Source organism: Lactobacillus xylocopicola, from assembly GCF_033096005.1.
Taxonomy (GTDB): Bacteria; Bacillota; Bacilli; order Lactobacillales; family Lactobacillaceae; genus Lactobacillus; species Lactobacillus xylocopicola.
In genome coordinates this window covers 1-19,543 of the sequence record NZ_AP026803.1, presented here as the reverse complement: position 1 = coordinate 19,543, position 19,543 = coordinate 1, and the positions used below count along the sequence as shown (strand labels likewise).

Genomic DNA, 19,543 nt, shown 5'->3' with positions numbered 1-19,543 from the left:
CTCAAAATTCCTGATTTTTATAAATTTTCAAAATCAATTCCTCAACTGACACACCTTCACGTGAAATAGAAATTATTTGTTTTGGATCTATACTTTTCAATGTCTTACTTAAATTATCGGCAGATATATTTTCTTCAATTTGTTCTTTTTTACCATCATATAATCTAACGCAAAATTTTTTATATTCATTAACATTTACTGGTAATGATTTAATTGAACCGTCAAAAATAATTTTACCTTTTGCCAAAATTAACAGCCTTTTTGTTACAGCCTCAATATCACGCATATTATGCGATGTTATTATAATCGTTGTACCATTAACTTGATTTAATTTACGTAAAAAATTATATATACTTTCTTGAGTTACTAGATCTAATCCCAAAGTAGGCTCATCAAGAAACAAATATTTAGGATTATGTATTAAAGAACATATTAAATCGCACTTTACTCGTTGTCCCAAAGAAAGATTTCTAGTTGGCGTACGTAAGATATCTTTGGCATTCAACATATTTGAAAGTTCCGACAATCTTGCATCGAAATCATTAACATCAATATTATAAATACTTCCCAACATATTAAGAGTGTCAATGGGAGGCAAATCCCAAGAAAGCTGTGATTTTTGACCAAAAAGCACACCAATATTTGCTAACATTTTTTTGTCATGGCTGTCTGGGAATATCCCATCTATCACTACTTGACCATTAGTCGGAGACAGAATTCCCGTTAAAACTTTAACTAATGTTGTTTTACCAGCACCATTTGGACCTATTAAGCCAACAACTTCACCATCTTTTATGTTCAGGTTAACTTTTTTTAACGCAGACACATATACTTTCTCACGATGAAAAAAGTCTTTTATTGTTCCATGTAATCCAGAATTTTTTTCAAAAGTTTTATAGCTATAACTAATTACTTTTATATTTATCACATTTAAAATTCCTTATTTTATAATACTTTAATCATTATATAATGTAGAAGAGGGTTTTACAAGCAATTTCACTATTATTTGCTATTCATTATCAACTCCGGCATTTTGCATTACGATCTTTGTTTACATGGATATATGTTTTCATAAACATCTTGATAGTATTCCCCTGCCCAAGGGGGAACTCATTCTACCGATGGTATACTGCTCCAACAACTGCAACAAAAAAGCCTGTCGTCTAAATTCTTCTGAACCTGGATCACAGACTTAAAAATCTTTCGATTGTTTTCTTAGTACGAGTAGAAGCTTAAAGGATATTTTCACTTATTTTTGTCACAACCCTTTTAAGGCTTATCAGCAAAACTCTGCGGCCACCTTTGTGGTCACTATAGCTTAAGTCATAATTTAATTATTTGGATATTAGCGCTAACCCAAAAATACAAATAATCAGTAGCACATCAGAAACATGGATTTTTTCCTTTAATGCAAAACTACCAAAAATAACACTATATAAATTGGTCATATTAAGAAAAATCCACGCAATTCCCGAATTAGGCGATGATGTTGCTAAGGTATAAGTCGCTTGTGCCAGTATTGTCAAAACTGCACGCGCACCATAAATCCCAAAGAGCTGTTTGTTAATTTTTACACCCTTAATGCGCAAACTATGATGCTTAACCCAAAAAGTAATAATTGTGATGATACAACGAATATAAATTGTAGCAATCGTGAAGTATACCAGATCAACCAGCCTTATAACCTCTTTAGTTAATAATGGCGATAGTGCTGCTTGTACAATCAACAGGGGACCAATAACCATAAATGTTTTTAACAAAGTTGTTACATTCATCTGACTGTGTCTCTGCTTAAAAATAATGTAACAAACTACAATGATCGTAGATATAATTGAGATCAAATATGACGACTTGTTAAAGTAACCCATGGTTAAACAGATGGCTAAGGGAATAAACAAGTCGGTCATTTTGCTTAAAACAATGGATTGCATTATCGTTACTTTTTTAAAAACATAGCTGTAGCCATACGCAACTAGCTGTGCAAGCAAACCGTAAATAATAATTTTGCCAACATAGTTTCCCGTTATTTTGGGCGTGGGGAATTTATTCAACAAACCAATTAAAAATATGGTTACTAATGCCGTACTGCAAAGATTATTCAAAAAATTCACATTAATTGAACTTTGATGGCGGTAACCCATCTGATAACGATCAATTACTGAGATTATCCCCCTGGACAAAGATGACATTATTGCAAAGGCAATCAATAAAAAGTTGCTTATCACCATGTTATTAGTACACCAACTTTTCGCTTGAAAATGATTGTCCCAACTTATTTCTAGTCATTTTTACCTGCTCCCAATTTGGATATTTATTATAATCTGCGAGTTCAGGTTTTCCAACAGCGTCTGCTAATGATGTCCTTAAATACTGCCTTGGTATAGGTCTAGCAATCTAAAAAAGATACTCTTGATTATTAGCATTTTCAAAATATATCATTATTACCTCTTTGTAAAGCAATTTTGGTAGTCCAATAACTAACACTAATTGCCTTTAATTGCCGATAAATTTTCGCTCCAATCTTAGCAATTTTATATTTAAAACACCCCACAAAAATTACCAAATTCTACTTTTGTAGCAAAAGCTAAATATTAACAACTTTGCATAAGTATCAACTAAAAATTAAAAACAAGAAAGAAGTCTATTATCAAGGTATTTATAACACCTCAATAATAGACTTCTTAGAGCTAATTTATAAAAATTTATGCTGACTAGAGGATTCGAACCTCCGACCTCATCATTACTAGTGACGTGCTCTGCCAACTGAGCTAAGTCAGCATTGTCAAACTTGACAACGATATTAATTAAACCATATTAGCCGTGTTCTTGCAAGTGCTTTTTGACATTTCCTTAATTTTTGTTATAACTAATTCTTGATAAGGTATTTAGAGTATAATTTCTCCAAGTATAGTACAAACTGATTTTTTCAAATGGAGTGATATGATGATCGATATAATGCCGGTTGCTGATCAATTTTCTTGGTTATTGCGAATCCTGGTAGCTTCGCTGTGTGGCGCCCTGATTGGCTATGAACGGGCAATTCAACGAAAAAGCGCGGGGGTTAGAACCCACATAGTTGTAGCATTTTCTTCTGCCCTCTTTATGATTGTTTCAAAGTATGGTTTTGCTGACTTACTTAAAATGTCTGATATGGCCTTAGACCCTTCACGAATTGCTGCGCAAATTGTATCCGGTATTTCATTTATTGGTGCCGGAGCGATTTTGGTTAAGAAGCAGCAAATTTCCGGCTTAACCACCGCTGCAGGTATCTGGGCCACAGCCGCTATTGGCATGGCGATCGGATCAGGCCTATACCTGCTAGGTATTGCCACAACTATTCTGCTATTCATCATCCAGATGTTGTTCCACGATGATAGTCTCATCGACAAGATTATTATGCATATTCGCTTTAACATTCAGATTGAGGCCGTTAACAAGCACAAGATTTTGCATACTATCGAAGCTGAACTAGAGGCCAATCACGTTGAAAATGTATCTGTCAAGATACTCAACGTTACTGATAAGCGAATCATCTTCTTTGTAGATGGCATCATCAACAACAACATTGACGAAAACAAAATTATTATGGCGCTGCGCAAATACCCCGACATTAAGCGCATTAGTTATTCTAGTATTAGCAAATAACAAGCAAATATTTACTAATCATTAAGCAATGGATAAATCTATTGCTTTTTTTTGCTTATTTTTTGCTATTTACCAACATAATTATATACAATATAAGTACTTTTATTTGAAAGGAGCAAATTAATGGCTGGTTCACTTGACTACTTACGTTGGCGCGGCGACCTCTTGTTTGCCGAAAAACCATTCAACAGTGTCGATGCAGCTCTCCTATCTTCCCTGGTCTACCTACCAGCCGACGATTCAGTTGCTAACCACACATTAGGCGAAGTTGCAGACCAGTTGCGCAAATCACCGTCTTTTCAGCATCAAATGCATTCTGAAACAGCAGCCGAAATAATTCTGCTTTCAGAAAGTCCGAGAATTGGCTCTATTAAGATTCTTGATTGGACTGACCGACTGGAAACGGTTCCTCATCCCTTACAGTTCTGTGCTGCTACTTTTGTTATTAACGCGGACACACTTGCAGTTGTCTTTCGCGGAACAGATGGTTCCATGACGGGCTGGCAGGAAGATATGCGCATGAACTACATGCCCGAAATTTACGGTCAAAATGTGGCCGCTGATTACCTCGCAACCATCGCCCAGCGCTATCCCCACAAACGAATCTACCTGCTTGGTCACTCTAAGGGCGGCAACTTCGCCCAATATGCCCTTAGTGTCGCCACGCCAGCAATTCAAGCTCGCGTTATCAAGGCTATTAGCTTCGACGGTCCGGGTTTCTTTCACAAGGTGTATACCAGTCCGGGCTTTGTGCAGGCCATGCCCAAAATGCGGACATACATCCCCCAAGGGTCAATTTTTGGGGCCATGCTAGACCATCCCGAACAAACCTTGGTTGTTAAAAGTACGGTAGCAATGCGCAACCAGCATGATCCAAGGCGCTGGTCGGTTGGTCGGGATAGTTTCACGCTGGCAGCTGGACTTTCACCGGGAAGCAGGATAATTCGCCATGCCTTCATCAGCTTCACCCACTCTATCCCTAAAGACAAACGAGAGGAAACTTTCTCCGACTTATTTGAGGCCTTTGAAAACTTTGACATTGATCAATTGCACCAGTTGACTAGGAACAAGCTAGTTGGGACCTATCGCCTCAGCCGGGTCTTCATGTCACTGGATCCGCAAGAACGGAAACTAATTGCGCAGATTTTTAGCAATATTTGGGACTCGTATAAGAACAACCTGACCGTCCCCCTGATGGCCAGCAATTATGCGCTTTACCCCAAGAGTAACGATTCTAACAAGGCACCTGTTTTTTACGAATTCTACGATCCGGCGCACCCTAATTTGAAACTACCGCCAGACATCCAGCAGAAGCTACACTAGGTCTAACTTGTTTCATGTGTAACACAAAAGAGCCAGCGGAAACTATTTCCCACTGACTCTTTTTATTTACACAATTATTTCTTCATGTTGTCTTTAACGTCATCGACCTTATCTTTAACGCTATCAGTCGCTTCCTGCGCCTTATCTTTCATGTCGCCGGCAGCTTGTTGAACTTTACCCTTGACTTCTTTAGCCTTACCAGCTACCTTGTCTTTGAATCCTTTATCAACCATAGTAATCTGTCCTTTCATAAAACATATCTATGTACACCTTGATAGTACAACTACTAGCAAATAATGTCATTGAAAACGCTTGTTTTTTTATAAAATGATCAGCAATAAAGGGACAGAGCTGTTTTGGCTTCCTTTAACCCGGCTGACTATGACGATAATCAAGGTTGGAAAAGCGGTTATAGGGCTTGGAGAACATCAACTTGACGGTTCCGCGGCTACCCGACCGGTTCTTTTCAATAATTACTTCAACTTCACCATTATCGTCTTCAGCATCAACTTCCTGGTGTTCGCCACCGCCATCTTCATCTTCGTCGCGATAATAATCATCGCGATACAAAAATGAAACGATGTCGGCATCTTGCTCAATTGAACCGGATTCACGAATATCAGACAGAACTGGGCGCTTGTCTTGCCGCTGTTCAACCGACCGCGATAACTGGGACAGGGCAATTACCGGAACGTGAATTTCCTTGGCCAACTTTTTTAATTGCCGCGAAATCGCCGAGACTTCTTGCTGGCGCGACTCGCTGCGTGGTCCTTCAATTAACTGCAGGTAATCAATTACAATTAACCCTAAGTTCCCCTTCTCTTTGGCTAAGCGGCGGGCCTGGGCCCTGATCTCACTCATCTTAATCCCCGGCGTGTCATCAATGTAGACATCAGCGTTCGCCAGTGACCCCGAAGCAATCACCAGCTTGCTCCACTCTTCTTCATCCAGCTGCCCCGTCCTGAGGTGTTGGGAGTTAATCAGCCCTTCTGAGGCAAGCATCCGTTGAACCAGCTGTTCACCGCTCATTTCCAGCGAAAAGACCGCCACCGCTTGATCAGTATGTAAGCCGACAAACTGGGCAATATTCATGGCAAAGGACGTTTTACCAACCCCGGGCCGCGCAGCCACAATAATCAGCTCGTCATCATGGAAACCAGTCGTCATCTTGTCGAGTTCGACAAAGCCCGTGGGCAAGCCTGTGACCATGTTGCCGTCTTCCGGAATATTGTTGATTTCTTCAATTGTTGCGTTAACAATATCCTTTATTCCGCGAAAACCATTCACATTGTTTTCCGAAGAAACATTCATGATTTCGCTCTCGGCGTCATCAAGAATGTCAGTCACTTCATCGGAATCCTGCATTGCATTAGAAATAATTTTTTGGCTAGCCGAAATAAGCCGCCGCAAAAGCGCCTTTCGGTGAACGATTTTGGCGTAGTAAGTAACGTGAGCCGCGGTTGGCGTGGCCAGAGCAAGCTCAGACACATAGGCAATACCACCAATATCATCCATTTGATTCTGCTTCGTTAACTCATCTTGTAGAGTCAACGGATCGATTGCATCCCCGCGATCAGACAAATTCAGCATTGCCTGGAAGATTAACTGATTGGCTTTTTTATAGAAATCATCGGCTTGAACTTCCGCACTAGCATCCGCAATTACCTCTGGATCAATAAAAATTGCACCTAAAACCGCTTTTTCCGCTTCATCATCATGCGGTATTTGTTGCGAGACAATATTATCCATTAATTATGACCACTTTTTTAGAATCTAACGGCGGGCTAATTCTGTTCGGTAACGTGAACGCGAATTTTGGCTTCTACGCCCTTAAATAACTTAACCGGTACATTTGTGTAGCCCAGGGTCTTAATCGGCTCAGGCAGGCTCAATTTGCGTTTGTCGACCTTAATTCCAAACTGCTCTTCTAGCCCCTCGACAATTCTTTTACCTGAAATTGAACCAAACAAGCGAGCATCTTCACCCGCCTTGGACTTGAAGTTCACAACCGTCTCATCCCGGTCGAGCTCTGCTTTGACCTTTTCTGCTTCAGCCTTTTCAGTCTCATAAGCCGCCTTTTCGTTTGCTGCTAAGCGTTCCAAAGTATGCATATTGGCCTTAGTCGCCGCCTTAGCCAGACCACGTTTAAATAAAAAGTTCTGGGCATAACCATCGGGAACATTTTTAACTTCGCCGCGCTTGCCGCGACCTCTAACGTCTTCAGTAAAAATAACTTTCATTGGTCTTCTCCTTTAATCATTCTCTTGTTCATAAGTATCAACCGCGACGAGCAACTTTTCAAGTGCTTCTTTAACTGTAATACCCTTAATTTGGGTTGCCGCGTTAGATAGATGTCCACCGCCGCCAAGCTTTTCCATAATTACTTGAACATTAATGTCACCCATCGAACGAGCTGAAATACTGATGGTCTCTTTGTCACGGCGCGTAATGGCAAAGCTGGCCTCAACATTTTCTAAGTCAAGAGCAGTATCAGCCGCTTGCGCCGTAATAATCGGATCAACCACCTGCTTGTCGTTTCCGCATAAGACTGCCATCTTAGGCTTAATCATCTGCAAACTAGAAACTAGCTTGGTTCGTTCCAGAAAACTATCAATGTCTTCCTTAAGTAACTCACTCACACCGACCGAACTAGCACCAATTGAGCGCAAGTAACTGGCTGCATCAAAAGTTCTCGTTCCTGTACGCAAGGAAAACTCCTTAGAATCGACCGTGATACCCGCCAGCATGGCTGTAGCTTCAATATCTGTCAAAACGCGTTTGCCAGAATTGGGCTGCTGGTACTCGACCATCTCAGTAACTAACTCACAGGCAGATGATGCGTACGGTTCAACATAAGTCAACATCGGATTTTCGGGGAATTCTTCACCGCGGCGGTGGTGGTCAATCACGATAATCCGATTCTTCAAGCGATCATACAGATCCTTAGAGTAGGTAATAGAATACTTGGAATGATCGACCATTACCAAGACTGACTTATCTGTCACACTTTCCAGTGCCTCATTTGGCGCAACAAAGACTTCCTGATCGTCCTCGGCCTCCCGCATCTTAGTAAGCAGTCGGCTAACATCATAGTTAGTCTTATTGACATCGAGGACAAAGTTAGCCTTAACTCCGTGGAGCCGAGCGATTTTGACAACGCCAATACCACTGCCGACTGAATCCATGTCAGGACTGGCATGACCAACAACAAAGACACGGTCAGCCTCCTTGAAGAGTTCACTGATAGCTTGTGAAACCATCCGCGCTCGAACACGCGTCCTTTTTTCCATTGGGTTAGACTTACCACCGTAGAAACGGGCTGACTCACCTGGCTGACTCAAGACGACCTGGTCACCGCCTCGCCCCAAGGCCAGGTCAAGGTTAGACTGAGCCTGGTCTGCTAGCTCAGTAATCTGACTACTGCCAAAGGCAATCCCAATTGATAGAGTCAGCGGAGTGTTGTTACGGCTGGTCTCCATCCGCATCTTATCCAAAACTGAAAACTTGTCTTTTTCCATCTTGGTCAAGTCTTCCATATGCAAAAGCAGCAGAAAGTGATCTTCGTCAATCCGCTTAAGATAGGCATTAAAGCTCTTAGCATAATTACTCAAGGTATTCTGCACGTACGAACTTGTAGCCGTCAATTCTTGGTCACGCATCGTCTCACTCAGTTCGTCATAATTATCAATAAAAACCTGACCAATCGCCAACAATTCATTATTGTACTTATGCTCAATCTGCGCGTAGCGTGTGATATCAAGCAGGTAGAGGACACCCAAATTATCTTGAATGACCATCTCAAACTCGTGGTTATCCCAGTTCACAGTATGATTTTCAGCGGTTTTAGCTTTTAGCGTCTGATCAATCAACTGGTCGAGATCTGAATCAACTGACTTGATTGTATGTCCAATCAAGTCCTCATCTTTCAGGTAAAGCTGCAAGTAGGGGTTCACCCACTGGATCTGCCGGTCCTGATCGTAAAGTAAAATGCCCAAAGGCATCTTAATCATCGCTTCTTGCTCACTGCGTTTAATCCGGTAAGACAGGCTAACCGCAAAGTTATTGGCATTACCCGCTAAGATATAGGCACCATATGCGACACAAACAACAGTCAGAATAAAAATCAGCACCATTGCTAAACCAAATAATGGGTTCATGACCAACGCAACAATGCTGCCCAGGAGCGACAAGGCCAAAATGATGATAATGGCAGCGGTCAACCGTGAATCTTTGATAAAAGCAGGGAATTCAAGCTTACGCAAAAAATCTTTCATGTAAGATCCTTCCTAATCCAATGTAGAATACATCATTCTTATTATACCTTGTATTGACCGGATAAGAAACTCCCCTTGAATTAGCTTAAGATGATAAACAAATGCGGGCTCCTGCCCGCACTATTCAAAATTGCTTTTGTTTGCGAGGGGCTATAGTTACGTTAATTCAATTACCAACTGTATAATTCAGCATCATATACATTCAGGGACTTTACAGCACAAAAAAACACCAGACTACTTATCGCCTAGTGTTTTACTTATTGTCTACTTAGTCTTCAGTAACAAATGGCAATAAGCCCATAATGCGAGCTCTTTCGATTGCCTTAGCTACCTTACGCTGATTTTTAGCGCTGGTGCCAGTGACACGACGTGGTAAGATTTTACCTCTTTCAGAGATAAAATGTTTCAACAGATCAACGTCCTTGTAATCAACGTGATCAATATGGTTAGCTGCAATGTAGTCAACCTTACGACGACGACCTCCGCCGCCACCTCTTCTTTGTTGAGCCATATCCTCGGTCCTTTCTTAAAAAGTTAGAAGGGCAAATCATCATCAGAAATGTCAATCGTGTCACCCGATCCAGCAAACGGATCTTGCGGGGCACTTGCTTGACTGTTATTCTGACTAGGATTTCCCATGTTTGATGAATTGTTGGTATTTGGATTACCAAAATTCCCATTATTATTAGGTGTAAAACCACCGTTTTGACCACGAGCTTCACGATCTTTACGTGATTCGAGCAATGAGAAGTTATCAACGACAACTTCAGTTACATATACCCTCTGCCCGTCTTTATTATCGTAAGTTCTGGTTTGAATCCGGCCATCAATACCAACTAGCGACCCTTTGGACGTAAAGTTACAGAAGTTCTCTGCCGCCTTGCGCCAAATGACACAGCTGATAAAATCCGCACCTCTCTCACCTTGAGCGTTAGTAAACTGACGGTCAACGGCAAGCGTAAACGTAGCAACCGAGATCCCACTCCCAGTAGTACGCAATTCAGGATCACGTGTTAGACGGCCTACAAGTACAACTCGATTAATCATACTTCAAGTCCTTCCTTTCCTAAATCACGAAAACGATAAAGTTTTTGTATTATTCGTCAATCTTAACGATCATTGAACGCAAAACAGCAGTATCAATCTTGGACAAACGATCAAATTCGTTGACTGCTTCAGCATTGTCAGCATCGAAAACCATAACGTGATATGTTCCTTCACGGTATTTATTGATTTCGTATGCGAAATGACGCTTTTCCCAGTCTTTTGATTCAACCATCGTACCACCGTTATCGGTAATAACCTTATCATAGTTTTCAACCAAGGCCTTCTTTGATTCCTCATCAATGTCAGGCTTGATAATATAAGTTATTTCGTACTTAGTAGTTGTCATACTAGTGCACCTCCTTCTGGACTAAATGGTTCTTGCTAAAATCAAGAACAAGGAGTAATTAAGTTTATTACTCGCAATCTCTAATTCTAGCACACAAACAAAAAAATTACCAAACTATCTTCACGTGATCCTGAGGGAAGTTCTCCTTCCTAACAGTAAATACGTTAAAAGTCTGATAATTTTTTAGTAATTTTTAGCTATTACTTATTCTTGTGGATCGTCTAAGGTTTCACTAACCTCCGCGCTATCGTCTGCCACTTCCTGGTCTTCTTCCACCGGAACAACGGCTAAACTTGCGGCCTTGCTGTCATCGCCAACTTTAATCAGACGAACCCCAATCGTGCTTCGCCCAGTCTGCGAAACACTGTCAATCTTGAAGCGAATCATGATGCCATCATTGGTGATAACCATGATATCCTGAGTTCCGTCAATTACGGTTACCCCGGCAAGCGGTCCGTTCTTGGTCGTCACCTTGGCAGTCTGGATGCCTTTGCCGCCGCGGCCCTTAACCGGATATTCACTCGCAGGTGTCCGTTTACCGTAACCGTTCTCGGAAACCACCAAAACTTCATCAGTATCCTTGATGACACCGGACCCGACCACATAATCGTCGGTCCGCAAGTTGATGCCGCGTACCCCAGCAGCCGTTCTACCCATCGAGCGCACCGCTTCTTCATTGAAGCGCACCGCATATCCTAAGTGGGTACCAATCAAGATATCTTGCCTACCATCAGTCGTTAAGACGTTGGTCAGCTCGTCACCGTCACGCAGAGTGAGGGCAATTAGACCGCTGTTGCGGATATTGGCAAAGTCACTGACCTTGGTTCGTTTAACTACTCCTAACCTCGTAATGAAGAAGAGGTAATGTTCAGCAGCATCTGGCGGAATTGTAATAATCGTCTGAATTTTTTCGCCTTTTTCAAGTTGTAACAAGTTGACAACCGGTAGCCCCTTGGCCGTGCGTCCAAATTCAGGAACTTCATAGGCTTTTTTGGAGTAGACTTTACCCCTGTTAGTAAAGAACAGGACTAGGTCATGCGTACTTGCATAAAGCAATTTCTCAATGAAGTCGCCGTCTTTAATCCCCATGCCCTTGATACCTTTACCGCCACGGTTCTGTGTCTTAAATTCATTAATCAGCATGCGCTTAATGTAGCCACTGTGGGTCAGGGTCAGCAGCACGTCCTGCTTTTCAATCAGATCTTCATCTTCAATTGAAATCACTTCGCCATCACCAATCTTGGTTCGGCGCTCGTCACCAAAACGCTTTTGAATATCAAGTAATTCCTCATAAATCAACTCATTGATTCGTTCATGGCGCGCCAAGATATCCTTGTAATCAGCAATTTTGACCTGCAGTTCCTTGTATTCAGCTTCTACCTTGTCCCGTTCCAAGCCAGTCAGCCGTACCAGCCTCATGTCTAAGATAGCCTGTGACTGCTTGTCATCCAGACCAAAGCGACTGATCAGGGCTGCCTTAGCAATGTCACTTGACTCACTCTGACGGATAATATGAACAATCTCGTCAATATGGTCTAGGGCTATCTTCAGCCCCTCTAAGATGTGCGCCCGGGCCTCAGCCTTAGCGAGTTCGAACTTGGTTCTACGGGTTACCACATCTTCTTGATGTTCCAAGTAATATTCCAGCATTTGCTTCAGGGTCAAAAAGTGCGGTGCGCCATCCGCAATGGCCACCATATTCATCCCAAAGTTAGCCTGCATCTGCGTTAGTTTGAATAAGTTATTCAACACCACACTGGCACTAGCATCCCGGCGGATATCAATGGTCATCCGCATTCCCGTCTGGTCAGACTCATCCCGCACCCCGGTGATGCCATCAATTGTTTTAGACCTGGCCAAATCAGCAATCTTCTTCACCAATTCAGCCTTATTTACCAAGTAAGGCAGCTCAGTGACGACAATCCGTTCTCGGCCACTCTTTTCGGTTTCAATGGTGGTGTTAGCTCGCACAACAATGTTGCCCCGGCCCGTTTCATAGGCCCGGTAGATGCCACCCCGACCCATAATCGTACCACCGGTGGGAAAATCAGGACCGGGAATGGCCTTCATTAGTTCCTTGGTTGTAATATCCGGGTTATTCATCAGCATATGAATCCCTTTAATTACTTCAGAGAGGTTGTGAGGCGGAATGTTAGTAGTCATTCCGACCGCAATTCCGCTGGTCCCGTTGACTAGCAGATTAGGTATTCTAGCCGGTAAGACAACCGGCTCATTCTCAGAGTCATCGTAGTTACGTTGCCAGTCAATCGTATTTTTATTAATGTCACGCAGCATCTCGACCGCGATTTTGCTCATTCGCGCCTCGGTATAACGCATTGCGGCTGGTTCGTCACCATCGACTGACCCAAAGTTACCATGACCATCAACTAACATGTACCGATAGCTGAAGTCTTGGGCCATATGGGCCATGGCCAAGTATATCGAAGAGTCACCATGGGGGTGGAATTTACCCATGACTTCACCGACAATTCTGGCTGACTTCTTGTATTGCTTGTCCGGCGTAACACCCAGTTCGCTCATTCCATAGAGAATACGCCGCTGAACTGGCTTTAAGCCGTCACGCACATCGGGTAGAGCACGCGCAACGATAACCGACATGGCATAATCCAAAAACGAGCTATTCATTACGTTCGTCAGGTCGACATTTCTTATTCTATGATCTTGACCTTGATTGTCGTTATCCATTTAGACCTCCTAAGCATCCAAGTTCTCAACGTATTTGGCATTAGTTTCAATGAAATTACGTCGCGGTGCTACTTCATTCCCCATGAGTAACTCGAAGACTTCATCCACATTCTTGGCAAATTCCGGATCAACCCGGTCAAGTCGCCTGTTTTCAGGATTCATCGTCGTTTCCCATAGCTGGTCTGCATCCATTTCACCTAGACCCTTGTAACGCTGAACCGTTGGCTTCGGACTCGGTTGCAGACTTCCCAGGTAGTCATGTAGCTCCTCGTCAGTATCCAAGTAGCGAATAACTTTACCCTGACGAACCTGGTATAGAGGTGGACGAGCGATATAGACGTAGCCCTTTTCAATCATGGGACGCATGTAGTTGTAAAAGAGGGTTAACAGTAGCGTGCGAATGTGGGCACCGTCGACATCGGCATCCGTCATAATAATCAACTTGTGGTAACGGGCTTTAGAAACGTCAAAGTCAGCTCCAAAGCCTGTTCCCAAAGCCGTAAAGAGGGACCGTATTTCTTCGTTGGCCAAAATACGGTCCATTGAGGCCTTCTCAACGTTGAGAATTTTGCCTCGAATTGGCAGAATAGCTTGAGTTAGTCGTGACCGCCCCTGCTTGGCCGAACCACCGGCGGAGTTCCCCTCAACGATGAACAATTCTGAAATGCTCGGATCGTTACTTGTGTTATCGGCTAATTTACCAGGTAGATTGGCAATTTCTAAGCCCGACTTCTTCCGGGTAACTTCACGCGCCCGTTTAGCAGCAGTCCGTGCTCTTTCAGCTAGTTGAGCCTTCTCAACAATTTTGCGACCTTCCTGCGGATTTTCTAGTAAAAAGCGGCTAAAGGTTTCTGAAAAGGCCCGATCAACAGCGGTACGAGCATCAGAGTTACCAAGTTTGGTCTTAGTCTGGCCCTCAAATTGCGGATTAGGGTGCTTAACTGAAACAACCGCGGTCATTCCTTCACGAATATCCTCACCAGACAGGTTGTCATCACTGTCTTTCAATAACTTGGTTTTATGGGCGTAATCATTCACCACCCGGGTCAAAGCCGTCTTAAAGCCGGCTTCGTGCATCCCCCCCTCATAGGTGTGGATATTGTTAGCGAAGGTCATCAGCGTAGTCTTATAGCCTTGAGTGTATTGCAGCGAGACTTCAACGTTGATGTCATTATCATTACCTTCAACGTAAATTGGTTCATCAAATAATACTTCGGTACCATGGTTTAAGAAAGAAACGTACTCTTTAATTCCACCTTCGAAGTGATAAACGTCCGTTTCAGCGCTTTCCTTACGCTTGTCCGTGAAAGTCAATTTAAGTCCCTTGTTCAAAAAGGCTAGCTCTCGAATTCGCGTTTTGAGGATCTTGTCATCAAAGGACGTGGTCTCAGTAAAGATATCTGCATCAGGGAAAAAGTGCACGATGGTACCATGCTCACCTGCTGGTACTGATCCAGTCATCGCCATTTCATGGTTGACCCGACCACGGGTGAAATCAATCTGGTACTTCTTGCCATCACGCATGGTTATAACTTCAAGCTTAGTTGACAAGGCGTTAACAACTGACGCCCCAACACCGTGAAGACCACCGGAAACCTTGTAGCCCCCACCACCAAACTTACCACCGGCGTGCAGCACCGTGAAGACCGTCTCTAAGGCTGGACGACCAGTCTTCTTTTGAATGTCGACCGGAATCCCGCGGCCGTCATCCTGAACAGTTACACTACCATCTTCATTGATTGTCACTTCAATCTTGCTGGCAAAACCGGCCAGACTTTCATCGATTCCGTTATCGATTATTTCCCACACTAAGTGGTGCAAACCTTGCGAACTAGTAGAACCAATATACATCCCCGGCCGTTTGCGGACCGCTTCAAGACCTCCTAAGACCTGAATTTGACTGGCATTATACTTATCTGCCTCTTTTTCATACTGCTTGATTTGGTCGGAGTTATTATTCTTGTTATCAGCCATTTAGTTTCTCCTCTTCTAAATAGATCTTGCCCGAATTGATCCGGTACACTTTTGGTTTTTTGATTATTTCCCAGGAAATACCGGCAAGGTCGGTCGTCGTGATGAAGGTTTGGGTTTTGCCGTGAATGTAGTTAAGCAGGGCACTCTGCCGGTCATGATCCAGCTCACTCATCACATCATCCAGTAAGAGTAAGGGATATTCCTTGGTCAGGTGGTGTACTAACTTGATCTCTGCTAACTTAATACTCAATGCGATTGTCCGCTGCTGTCCCTGAGACCCGTATAAGTGGGCATCCTGACCATCCAGTTCGAACTCAATATCATCGCGGTGGGGACCATTTAGGGTCGTCCCCTTATAGAGTTCACTGTCTTTATTTTTGCGAAAGTTAGCTAGCAGCTTGTGGTAGACTTCCTCAACACTATCCTGCTTGTCAACCTCTTTGACCGATGGTCGGTACTTGACCGTTAACTTCTCACCGCTAGGACTAATGTGGGCATAAGCATCTTGGGCATACTGATTCAGGTAAGTTAAAAACTTAAATCGACGTACCACGACTTCTGCTGCTACACCAGCTAACTGGTCAGACAACACATCTAAAAACAGTGGGTCTCGTGCAGCACCCTTAGCCAACTGCTTGAGATAATTATTCTTTTGTTGTAGTACTTGCCGATACTTACCCGCAAAATATAGGTATTCAGCGTTAATTTGACCAAATTCCTGATCCATGAAACGCCGCCGCAAGCTAGGTGCGCCCTTGATCAGTTCCAAGTCTTCTGGAGAAAATAAAATAGCGTTAAGCTGCCCCACATACTTGGACAACTTCGCTTGTTCAATCCGGTTCACCCAGACTTTTTTGCCTTTCTTAGTGAGCAATACGCGCAGGGAAAGGTCAACCTGACTCTTATAGACATGTCCCGTAATATTGGCATAATCCTGACCAAAAGCCAAAAGTTCCTTGTCGTTACTCGTACGGTGCGAGCGGGTCAGCGCCAAGAAATAGATTGCTTCTAACAGGTTAGTCTTGCCTTGAGCATTTTGCCCAATAAAAATATTGACATTGGGATCAAACTCAACGTCAAGCTGCTGCAGGTTGCGATAATGCTGCGCACTAAACTGCTTGAGATACATCGAGAATTACCGAAATTCGTACACTTCTTGGTCAATTTTCACTTGGTCACCCGGTCGCAGCTTCTTACCCCGCCGATTTTCTGCAACTCCATTCAACAGAACTGGGTTGTCTTGCAGATACCACTTGGCCTGACCACCAGAGGAGATGATGCTCTCTTCCTTCAAGAATTGACTCAGGGTAATGTACTCACCCTTTACGCTAACTTCTTTGATAATATTCACCTTCATCACTTTAAACACATATATTAATTATATTCGTTTCACGAGCAAAAGACAACTAAAAGCCAATATAAAGCCGTCTAGCCGCCGTTAAGAAAAATAAACACTTTACCGCAAATGACCTTTTGAATAAAATACGCCCCTTTTGAGCTCGAATAAGAAAAGTTGACCAGAAAAAAAGCCATCGAATGATGGCTTAGTCAAACTAAAATCTCTTAAAAAGTGCGCACTGGTGTAATCAACTGAACAAAGTCGATCTCCGCCTGATCTGGATTAACCGTGAATGGCCGCAGTGGCTCAGTGAAGTCCATGATTACTGAATCAGTTACCGAGGCCCGCAAGGCATCACGCAGGTAGTCCGGATTGAAGGAGATCTTCAGATTCTTACCCTCCAGCTTCTTAAAGCTAACATTTTCTTCAACATTCCCGATTTCAGCGGACTCACCAGATAAGTTGGCAGTCTGCTGCTCTGTATCCAAAGTTAGGTCAACCACGTTATTACGCCCAGCATGGGTTAATAAACTTGCTCGGTCCAATGCGCTGGACAATTCAGCCAGGTCAAAGACAGCGGTCGTCGTTTTTTCGGTTGGAATCAGGCGATCCGTGTCAGGATAACTGCCCTCTAGTAGACGCGAATAGAAGAGAATGTTGCCAATCTCAAACAATACTTGGTTGTCGCCCGGACAAACCTTGATTTCAGGGTCAGTCTCACCGATAATGCGGGCCAGTTCAAGCAGGCTCTTGCCCGGAATAATTAAGTCGGTCTTGGCTTGGGGCCCCTTATCAAGGGTCAAAGCACGACTTGACAAGCGGTGGGAGTCAGTGGCCACGGCATTAATCTTGGTCGGGCTAAAGGTAAAGTGAACACCCGTCAAAACTAGGCGACTTTCTTGAGTGGCCACGGCGAATTGCGTTTCATTGATGATATCGCGGAAGGTCTTGCCAGAAATAACAAAAGCGGACTCATCAGGAATTTCCGGTAAGCGGGGATAAGTATTAGCATCCAAGCCGTTGATGGTAAATTCACTATTTTCAGAAATAATCTGGGTTTGAAAACTGTCTTTAACTTCAAGTGAGAATTCCTTACCTGGCAAGCGTCTAATAATTTCACTGAAGAAACGAGCTGGTAGCACAATTGCTCCGGTTGAAGCAACGGTTAAGTCTTCACTAACGGGAATGCGAATTTCGATTGAAATGTCCGTATCGCTCCCCGTTAGCAGTAACTCATCTTCAGATAGGTTAAGCTTGATTCCACTAAGAATGGGAATAGTGGCACGGGCAGAAATAGCATGCATGACGTTGGTTAGATTATCGAGAAAAAGATTTCGATTGACGGTAAATTTCATTTTTGACCTCCTGGTTAGGGTTTGTTTATTTATTTAATTATATATTAGTTAGTATTAGTAGTAGGTCCTGTGATTTCTGTTGAAAAGTCAAGCTGATCCGAAAATAACGTAATTGGGACGGTTAAGAAGATGTGCACAAGTCTGCTAGTTGTCCACAAATTAGCCACTTTTAATGGTCGAGCATCTGCTTCAAATCAAAGACCGCGGTTTTGACTTCAGCATCTGTTTTAAGCTCACGACTAATTTTATCATAGGCGTGCATTACCGTCGTGTGGTCCTTGCCGCCGAACTCTTGACCGATCTTAGGCAGGCTCGAGTCTGTCAACTCGCGGGCCAGGTACATGGCTATCTGCCGGGGGACGACGATTTGGCGCACCCGTTTCTTGCCCTTTAATTCATAAGTAGAAGTCTGAAAGTAATTGGCTACTACTTCTTGGATTTTCGATATTTGTAAACCCCGATTTTTTTGGACTAGTTTTAAGTCTGCCAAGGCTTCGCGGGCCAAGTTCACGTTGATGTCTTCGTGCTCGATAGTGGCATGGGCTTGGACCTTAACCAACGCCCCCTCCAGTTCGCGAATGTTGGTGTCCACCTGGGAGGCGATGTAGTCCAAGGTACTGTCGTCAATGGTTAGTTTTTCGGCTTCGGCCTTCTTGCGGAGAATGGCGATCCGCGTTTCAAGGTCTGGCGGTGTGATCTCTACCTGTAAGCCCCAGGTGAAGCGGGAGACTAACCGTTCGGATAAGTCCGGGATTTCGGTTGGCAGCCGGTCACTGGTCATGACGATCTGCTTTTGATCGTTGTATAGCGTCTCAAAAGTATGGAAGAACTCTTCCTGGATACCCTCTTTTTTGGCAAAAAATTGAATATCATCTACCAACAGGAGGTCACAAGTTCGATACTTCTCGCGGAATTGGTCCTGGGTCTTATTTTTGATGGAATTGATAAAGTCGTTGACAAAGGTTTCACTTTGAATGTAAACAACCTTGGCGCCTGGACGTTCAGCCAGCATTTGGTGGCCAACAGCTTGCATTAAGTGGGTCTTACCAAGTCCCACGCCCCCAAAGATAAAGAGCGGATTATAGAAACTCCCCGGACTGTCAGCAACGGCCAGGGCTGCGCCAGCGGCTAGCTTGTTGCCTTCACCCTGAACGAAGTTGTCAAAAGTATATTTTTCGTTGAGCTTGAGGTTACGGACAAAGACATTGGGCATTTGTTCGGGCGTTTGTGGCTGGCTTTCAGTTTGCGGCTTAGGGGTCACTAGACGCTCCGAACTTTGCTCGCCTTCAATTTGGAAGACGGGCATGACCTCAAGGTTATCGTAGCCATAGGCGGATTGAATCAGTTGCGAAGACAGATTCTTCTCCCAATATCCCTTGGTTACGGGGTTTTGGACTGCGATTTTTAGTTCGTGTGTGCCCTTATCATAGGAAATTGGTTTTGTGTTCTTGAACCAGGCATTGTATGCAACTTCGTTGAAACGCTCACGCATTTCCTGGTTGAAGTGTTCCCAAAATTTATTGATATCAAACAA

Annotated in this window: 17 protein-coding genes and 1 tRNA gene; 2 read left to right on the top strand and 16 right to left on the bottom strand. The window is 43.4% G+C overall.

The genetic code is table 11. The features are described 5' to 3' along the window. Window position 1: 1 nt before the first annotated feature. From R8389_RS00090 to R8389_RS00080, 3 genes are all read right to left on the bottom strand, one after another. Window positions 2–928: an ABC transporter ATP-binding protein gene (locus tag R8389_RS00090; RefSeq protein ID WP_317637489.1), complete on the bottom strand. Its 927-nt coding sequence runs from the start codon at window positions 926–928 to the stop codon at window positions 2–4. Window positions 929–1,334: 406 nt separating this feature from the next. Continuing rightward, window positions 1,335–2,207, bottom strand: coding sequence for a hypothetical protein (locus R8389_RS00085; RefSeq protein WP_317637488.1), 873 nt, complete (start codon window positions 2,205–2,207; stop codon window positions 1,335–1,337). A 498-nt stretch (window positions 2,208–2,705) separates the two neighbouring features. Next, window positions 2,706–2,778 (bottom strand) — tRNA-Thr (locus R8389_RS00080). A gap of 165 nt (window positions 2,779–2,943) precedes the next feature. On the opposite strand from R8389_RS00080, the gene R8389_RS00075 reads away from it, so the two are divergent. Both R8389_RS00075 and R8389_RS00070 read left to right on the top strand, forming a co-directional pair. Continuing rightward, on the top strand, window positions 2,944–3,645 hold the full coding sequence (locus R8389_RS00075; protein ID WP_317638274.1) for an MgtC/SapB family protein: 702 nt from the start codon (window positions 2,944–2,946) through the stop codon (window positions 3,643–3,645). 123 nt (window positions 3,646–3,768) lie between these two features. Beyond that, window positions 3,769–4,968: an Mbeg1-like protein gene (locus tag R8389_RS00070; RefSeq protein ID WP_317637487.1), complete on the top strand. Its 1,200-nt coding sequence runs from the start codon at window positions 3,769–3,771 to the stop codon at window positions 4,966–4,968. A gap of 74 nt (window positions 4,969–5,042) precedes the next feature. Here the strand turns inward: R8389_RS00070 and R8389_RS00065 are convergent, their stop codons facing one another. The 13 genes from R8389_RS00065 to dnaA form a co-directional block, all read right to left on the bottom strand. Next, window positions 5,043–5,201, bottom strand: a complete 159-nt coding sequence (locus R8389_RS00065; protein WP_317637486.1) for a CsbD family protein — start codon at window positions 5,199–5,201, stop codon at window positions 5,043–5,045. A gap of 133 nt (window positions 5,202–5,334) precedes the next feature. Beyond that, window positions 5,335–6,717 (bottom strand): replicative DNA helicase, encoded by a 1,383-nt coding sequence (gene dnaB, locus R8389_RS00060; protein WP_317637485.1) that lies wholly within the window; start codon window positions 6,715–6,717, stop codon window positions 5,335–5,337. Window positions 6,718–6,752: 35 nt separating this feature from the next. Beyond that, window positions 6,753–7,208: a 50S ribosomal protein L9 gene (gene rplI / locus R8389_RS00055; protein ID WP_317637484.1), complete on the bottom strand. Its 456-nt coding sequence runs from the start codon at window positions 7,206–7,208 to the stop codon at window positions 6,753–6,755. A 12-nt stretch (window positions 7,209–7,220) separates the two neighbouring features. Next, window positions 7,221–9,242, bottom strand: a complete 2,022-nt coding sequence (locus R8389_RS00050; protein WP_317637483.1) for a DHH family phosphoesterase — start codon at window positions 9,240–9,242, stop codon at window positions 7,221–7,223. Between the two features lie 268 nt (window positions 9,243–9,510). Next, window positions 9,511–9,753, bottom strand: coding sequence for a 30S ribosomal protein S18 (rpsR, locus tag R8389_RS00045; protein ID WP_317637482.1), 243 nt, complete (start codon window positions 9,751–9,753; stop codon window positions 9,511–9,513). A 23-nt stretch (window positions 9,754–9,776) separates the two neighbouring features. Next, window positions 9,777–10,289, bottom strand: coding sequence for a single-stranded DNA-binding protein (gene ssb, locus R8389_RS00040; protein WP_317637481.1), 513 nt, complete (start codon window positions 10,287–10,289; stop codon window positions 9,777–9,779). Window positions 10,290–10,338: 49 nt separating this feature from the next. Then, complete coding sequence (rpsF, locus tag R8389_RS00035; RefSeq protein WP_317637480.1) at window positions 10,339–10,635, bottom strand: 30S ribosomal protein S6; 297 nt, start codon at window positions 10,633–10,635, stop codon at window positions 10,339–10,341. 204 nt (window positions 10,636–10,839) lie between these two features. Then, window positions 10,840–13,341, bottom strand: a complete 2,502-nt coding sequence (gene gyrA, locus R8389_RS00030) for a DNA gyrase subunit A (protein WP_317637479.1) — start codon at window positions 13,339–13,341, stop codon at window positions 10,840–10,842. Between the two features lie 9 nt (window positions 13,342–13,350). Continuing rightward, entirely contained in the window at window positions 13,351–15,315 is a 1,965-nt protein-coding gene (gene gyrB / locus R8389_RS00025) for a DNA topoisomerase (ATP-hydrolyzing) subunit B (RefSeq protein ID WP_317637478.1), read from the bottom strand. Next, entirely contained in the window at window positions 15,308–16,444 is a 1,137-nt protein-coding gene (gene recF, locus R8389_RS00020) for a DNA replication/repair protein RecF (protein WP_317637477.1), read from the bottom strand. The genes gyrB and recF overlap by 8 nt, the downstream gene beginning before the upstream one ends. A gap of 6 nt (window positions 16,445–16,450) precedes the next feature. Next, window positions 16,451–16,672, bottom strand: a complete 222-nt coding sequence (gene yaaA, locus R8389_RS00015) for a S4 domain-containing protein YaaA (protein WP_317637476.1) — start codon at window positions 16,670–16,672, stop codon at window positions 16,451–16,453. 206 nt (window positions 16,673–16,878) lie between these two features. Then, window positions 16,879–18,009 (bottom strand): DNA polymerase III subunit beta, encoded by a 1,131-nt coding sequence (gene dnaN, locus R8389_RS00010; protein WP_317637475.1) that lies wholly within the window; start codon window positions 18,007–18,009, stop codon window positions 16,879–16,881. Window positions 18,010–18,178: 169 nt separating this feature from the next. Next, window positions 18,179–19,543 carry a chromosomal replication initiator protein DnaA gene (dnaA, locus tag R8389_RS00005; protein ID WP_317637474.1) on the bottom strand — a complete coding sequence of 455 codons (1,365 nt, stop codon included), beginning with the start codon at window positions 19,541–19,543 and terminating at the stop codon, window positions 18,179–18,181.

Excerpts from the sequence above, each read along its gene's own strand:
- gyrB (WP_317637478.1), bottom strand. The coding sequence starts at position 15,315 with ATGGCTGATAACAAGAATAATAACTCCGACCAAATCAAGCAGTATGAA.
- yaaA (WP_317637476.1), bottom strand. The coding sequence starts at position 16,672 with ATGAAGGTGAATATTATCAAAGAAGTTAGCGTAAAGGGTGAGTACATT.
- R8389_RS00070 (WP_317637487.1), top strand. The coding sequence starts at position 3,769 with ATGGCTGGTTCACTTGACTACTTACGTTGGCGCGGCGACCTCTTGTTT.
- dnaN (WP_317637475.1), bottom strand. The coding sequence starts at position 18,009 with ATGAAATTTACCGTCAATCGAAATCTTTTTCTCGATAATCTAACCAAC.
- ssb (WP_317637481.1), bottom strand. The coding sequence starts at position 10,289 with ATGATTAATCGAGTTGTACTTGTAGGCCGTCTAACACGTGATCCTGAA.
- rplI (WP_317637484.1), bottom strand. The coding sequence starts at position 7,208 with ATGAAAGTTATTTTTACTGAAGACGTTAGAGGTCGCGGCAAGCGCGGC.
- rpsR (WP_317637482.1), bottom strand. The coding sequence starts at position 9,753 with ATGGCTCAACAAAGAAGAGGTGGCGGCGGAGGTCGTCGTCGTAAGGTT.
- dnaB (WP_317637485.1), bottom strand. The coding sequence starts at position 6,717 with ATGGATAATATTGTCTCGCAACAAATACCGCATGATGATGAAGCGGAA.
- rpsF (WP_317637480.1), bottom strand. The coding sequence starts at position 10,635 with ATGACAACTACTAAGTACGAAATAACTTATATTATCAAGCCTGACATT.
- gyrA (WP_317637479.1), bottom strand. The coding sequence starts at position 13,341 with ATGGATAACGACAATCAAGGTCAAGATCATAGAATAAGAAATGTCGAC.
- recF (WP_317637477.1), bottom strand. The coding sequence starts at position 16,444 with ATGTATCTCAAGCAGTTTAGTGCGCAGCATTATCGCAACCTGCAGCAG.
- R8389_RS00075 (WP_317638274.1), top strand. The coding sequence starts at position 2,944 with ATGATCGATATAATGCCGGTTGCTGATCAATTTTCTTGGTTATTGCGA.
- R8389_RS00065 (WP_317637486.1), bottom strand. The coding sequence starts at position 5,201 with ATGGTTGATAAAGGATTCAAAGACAAGGTAGCTGGTAAGGCTAAAGAA.
- R8389_RS00050 (WP_317637483.1), bottom strand. The coding sequence starts at position 9,242 with ATGAAAGATTTTTTGCGTAAGCTTGAATTCCCTGCTTTTATCAAAGAT.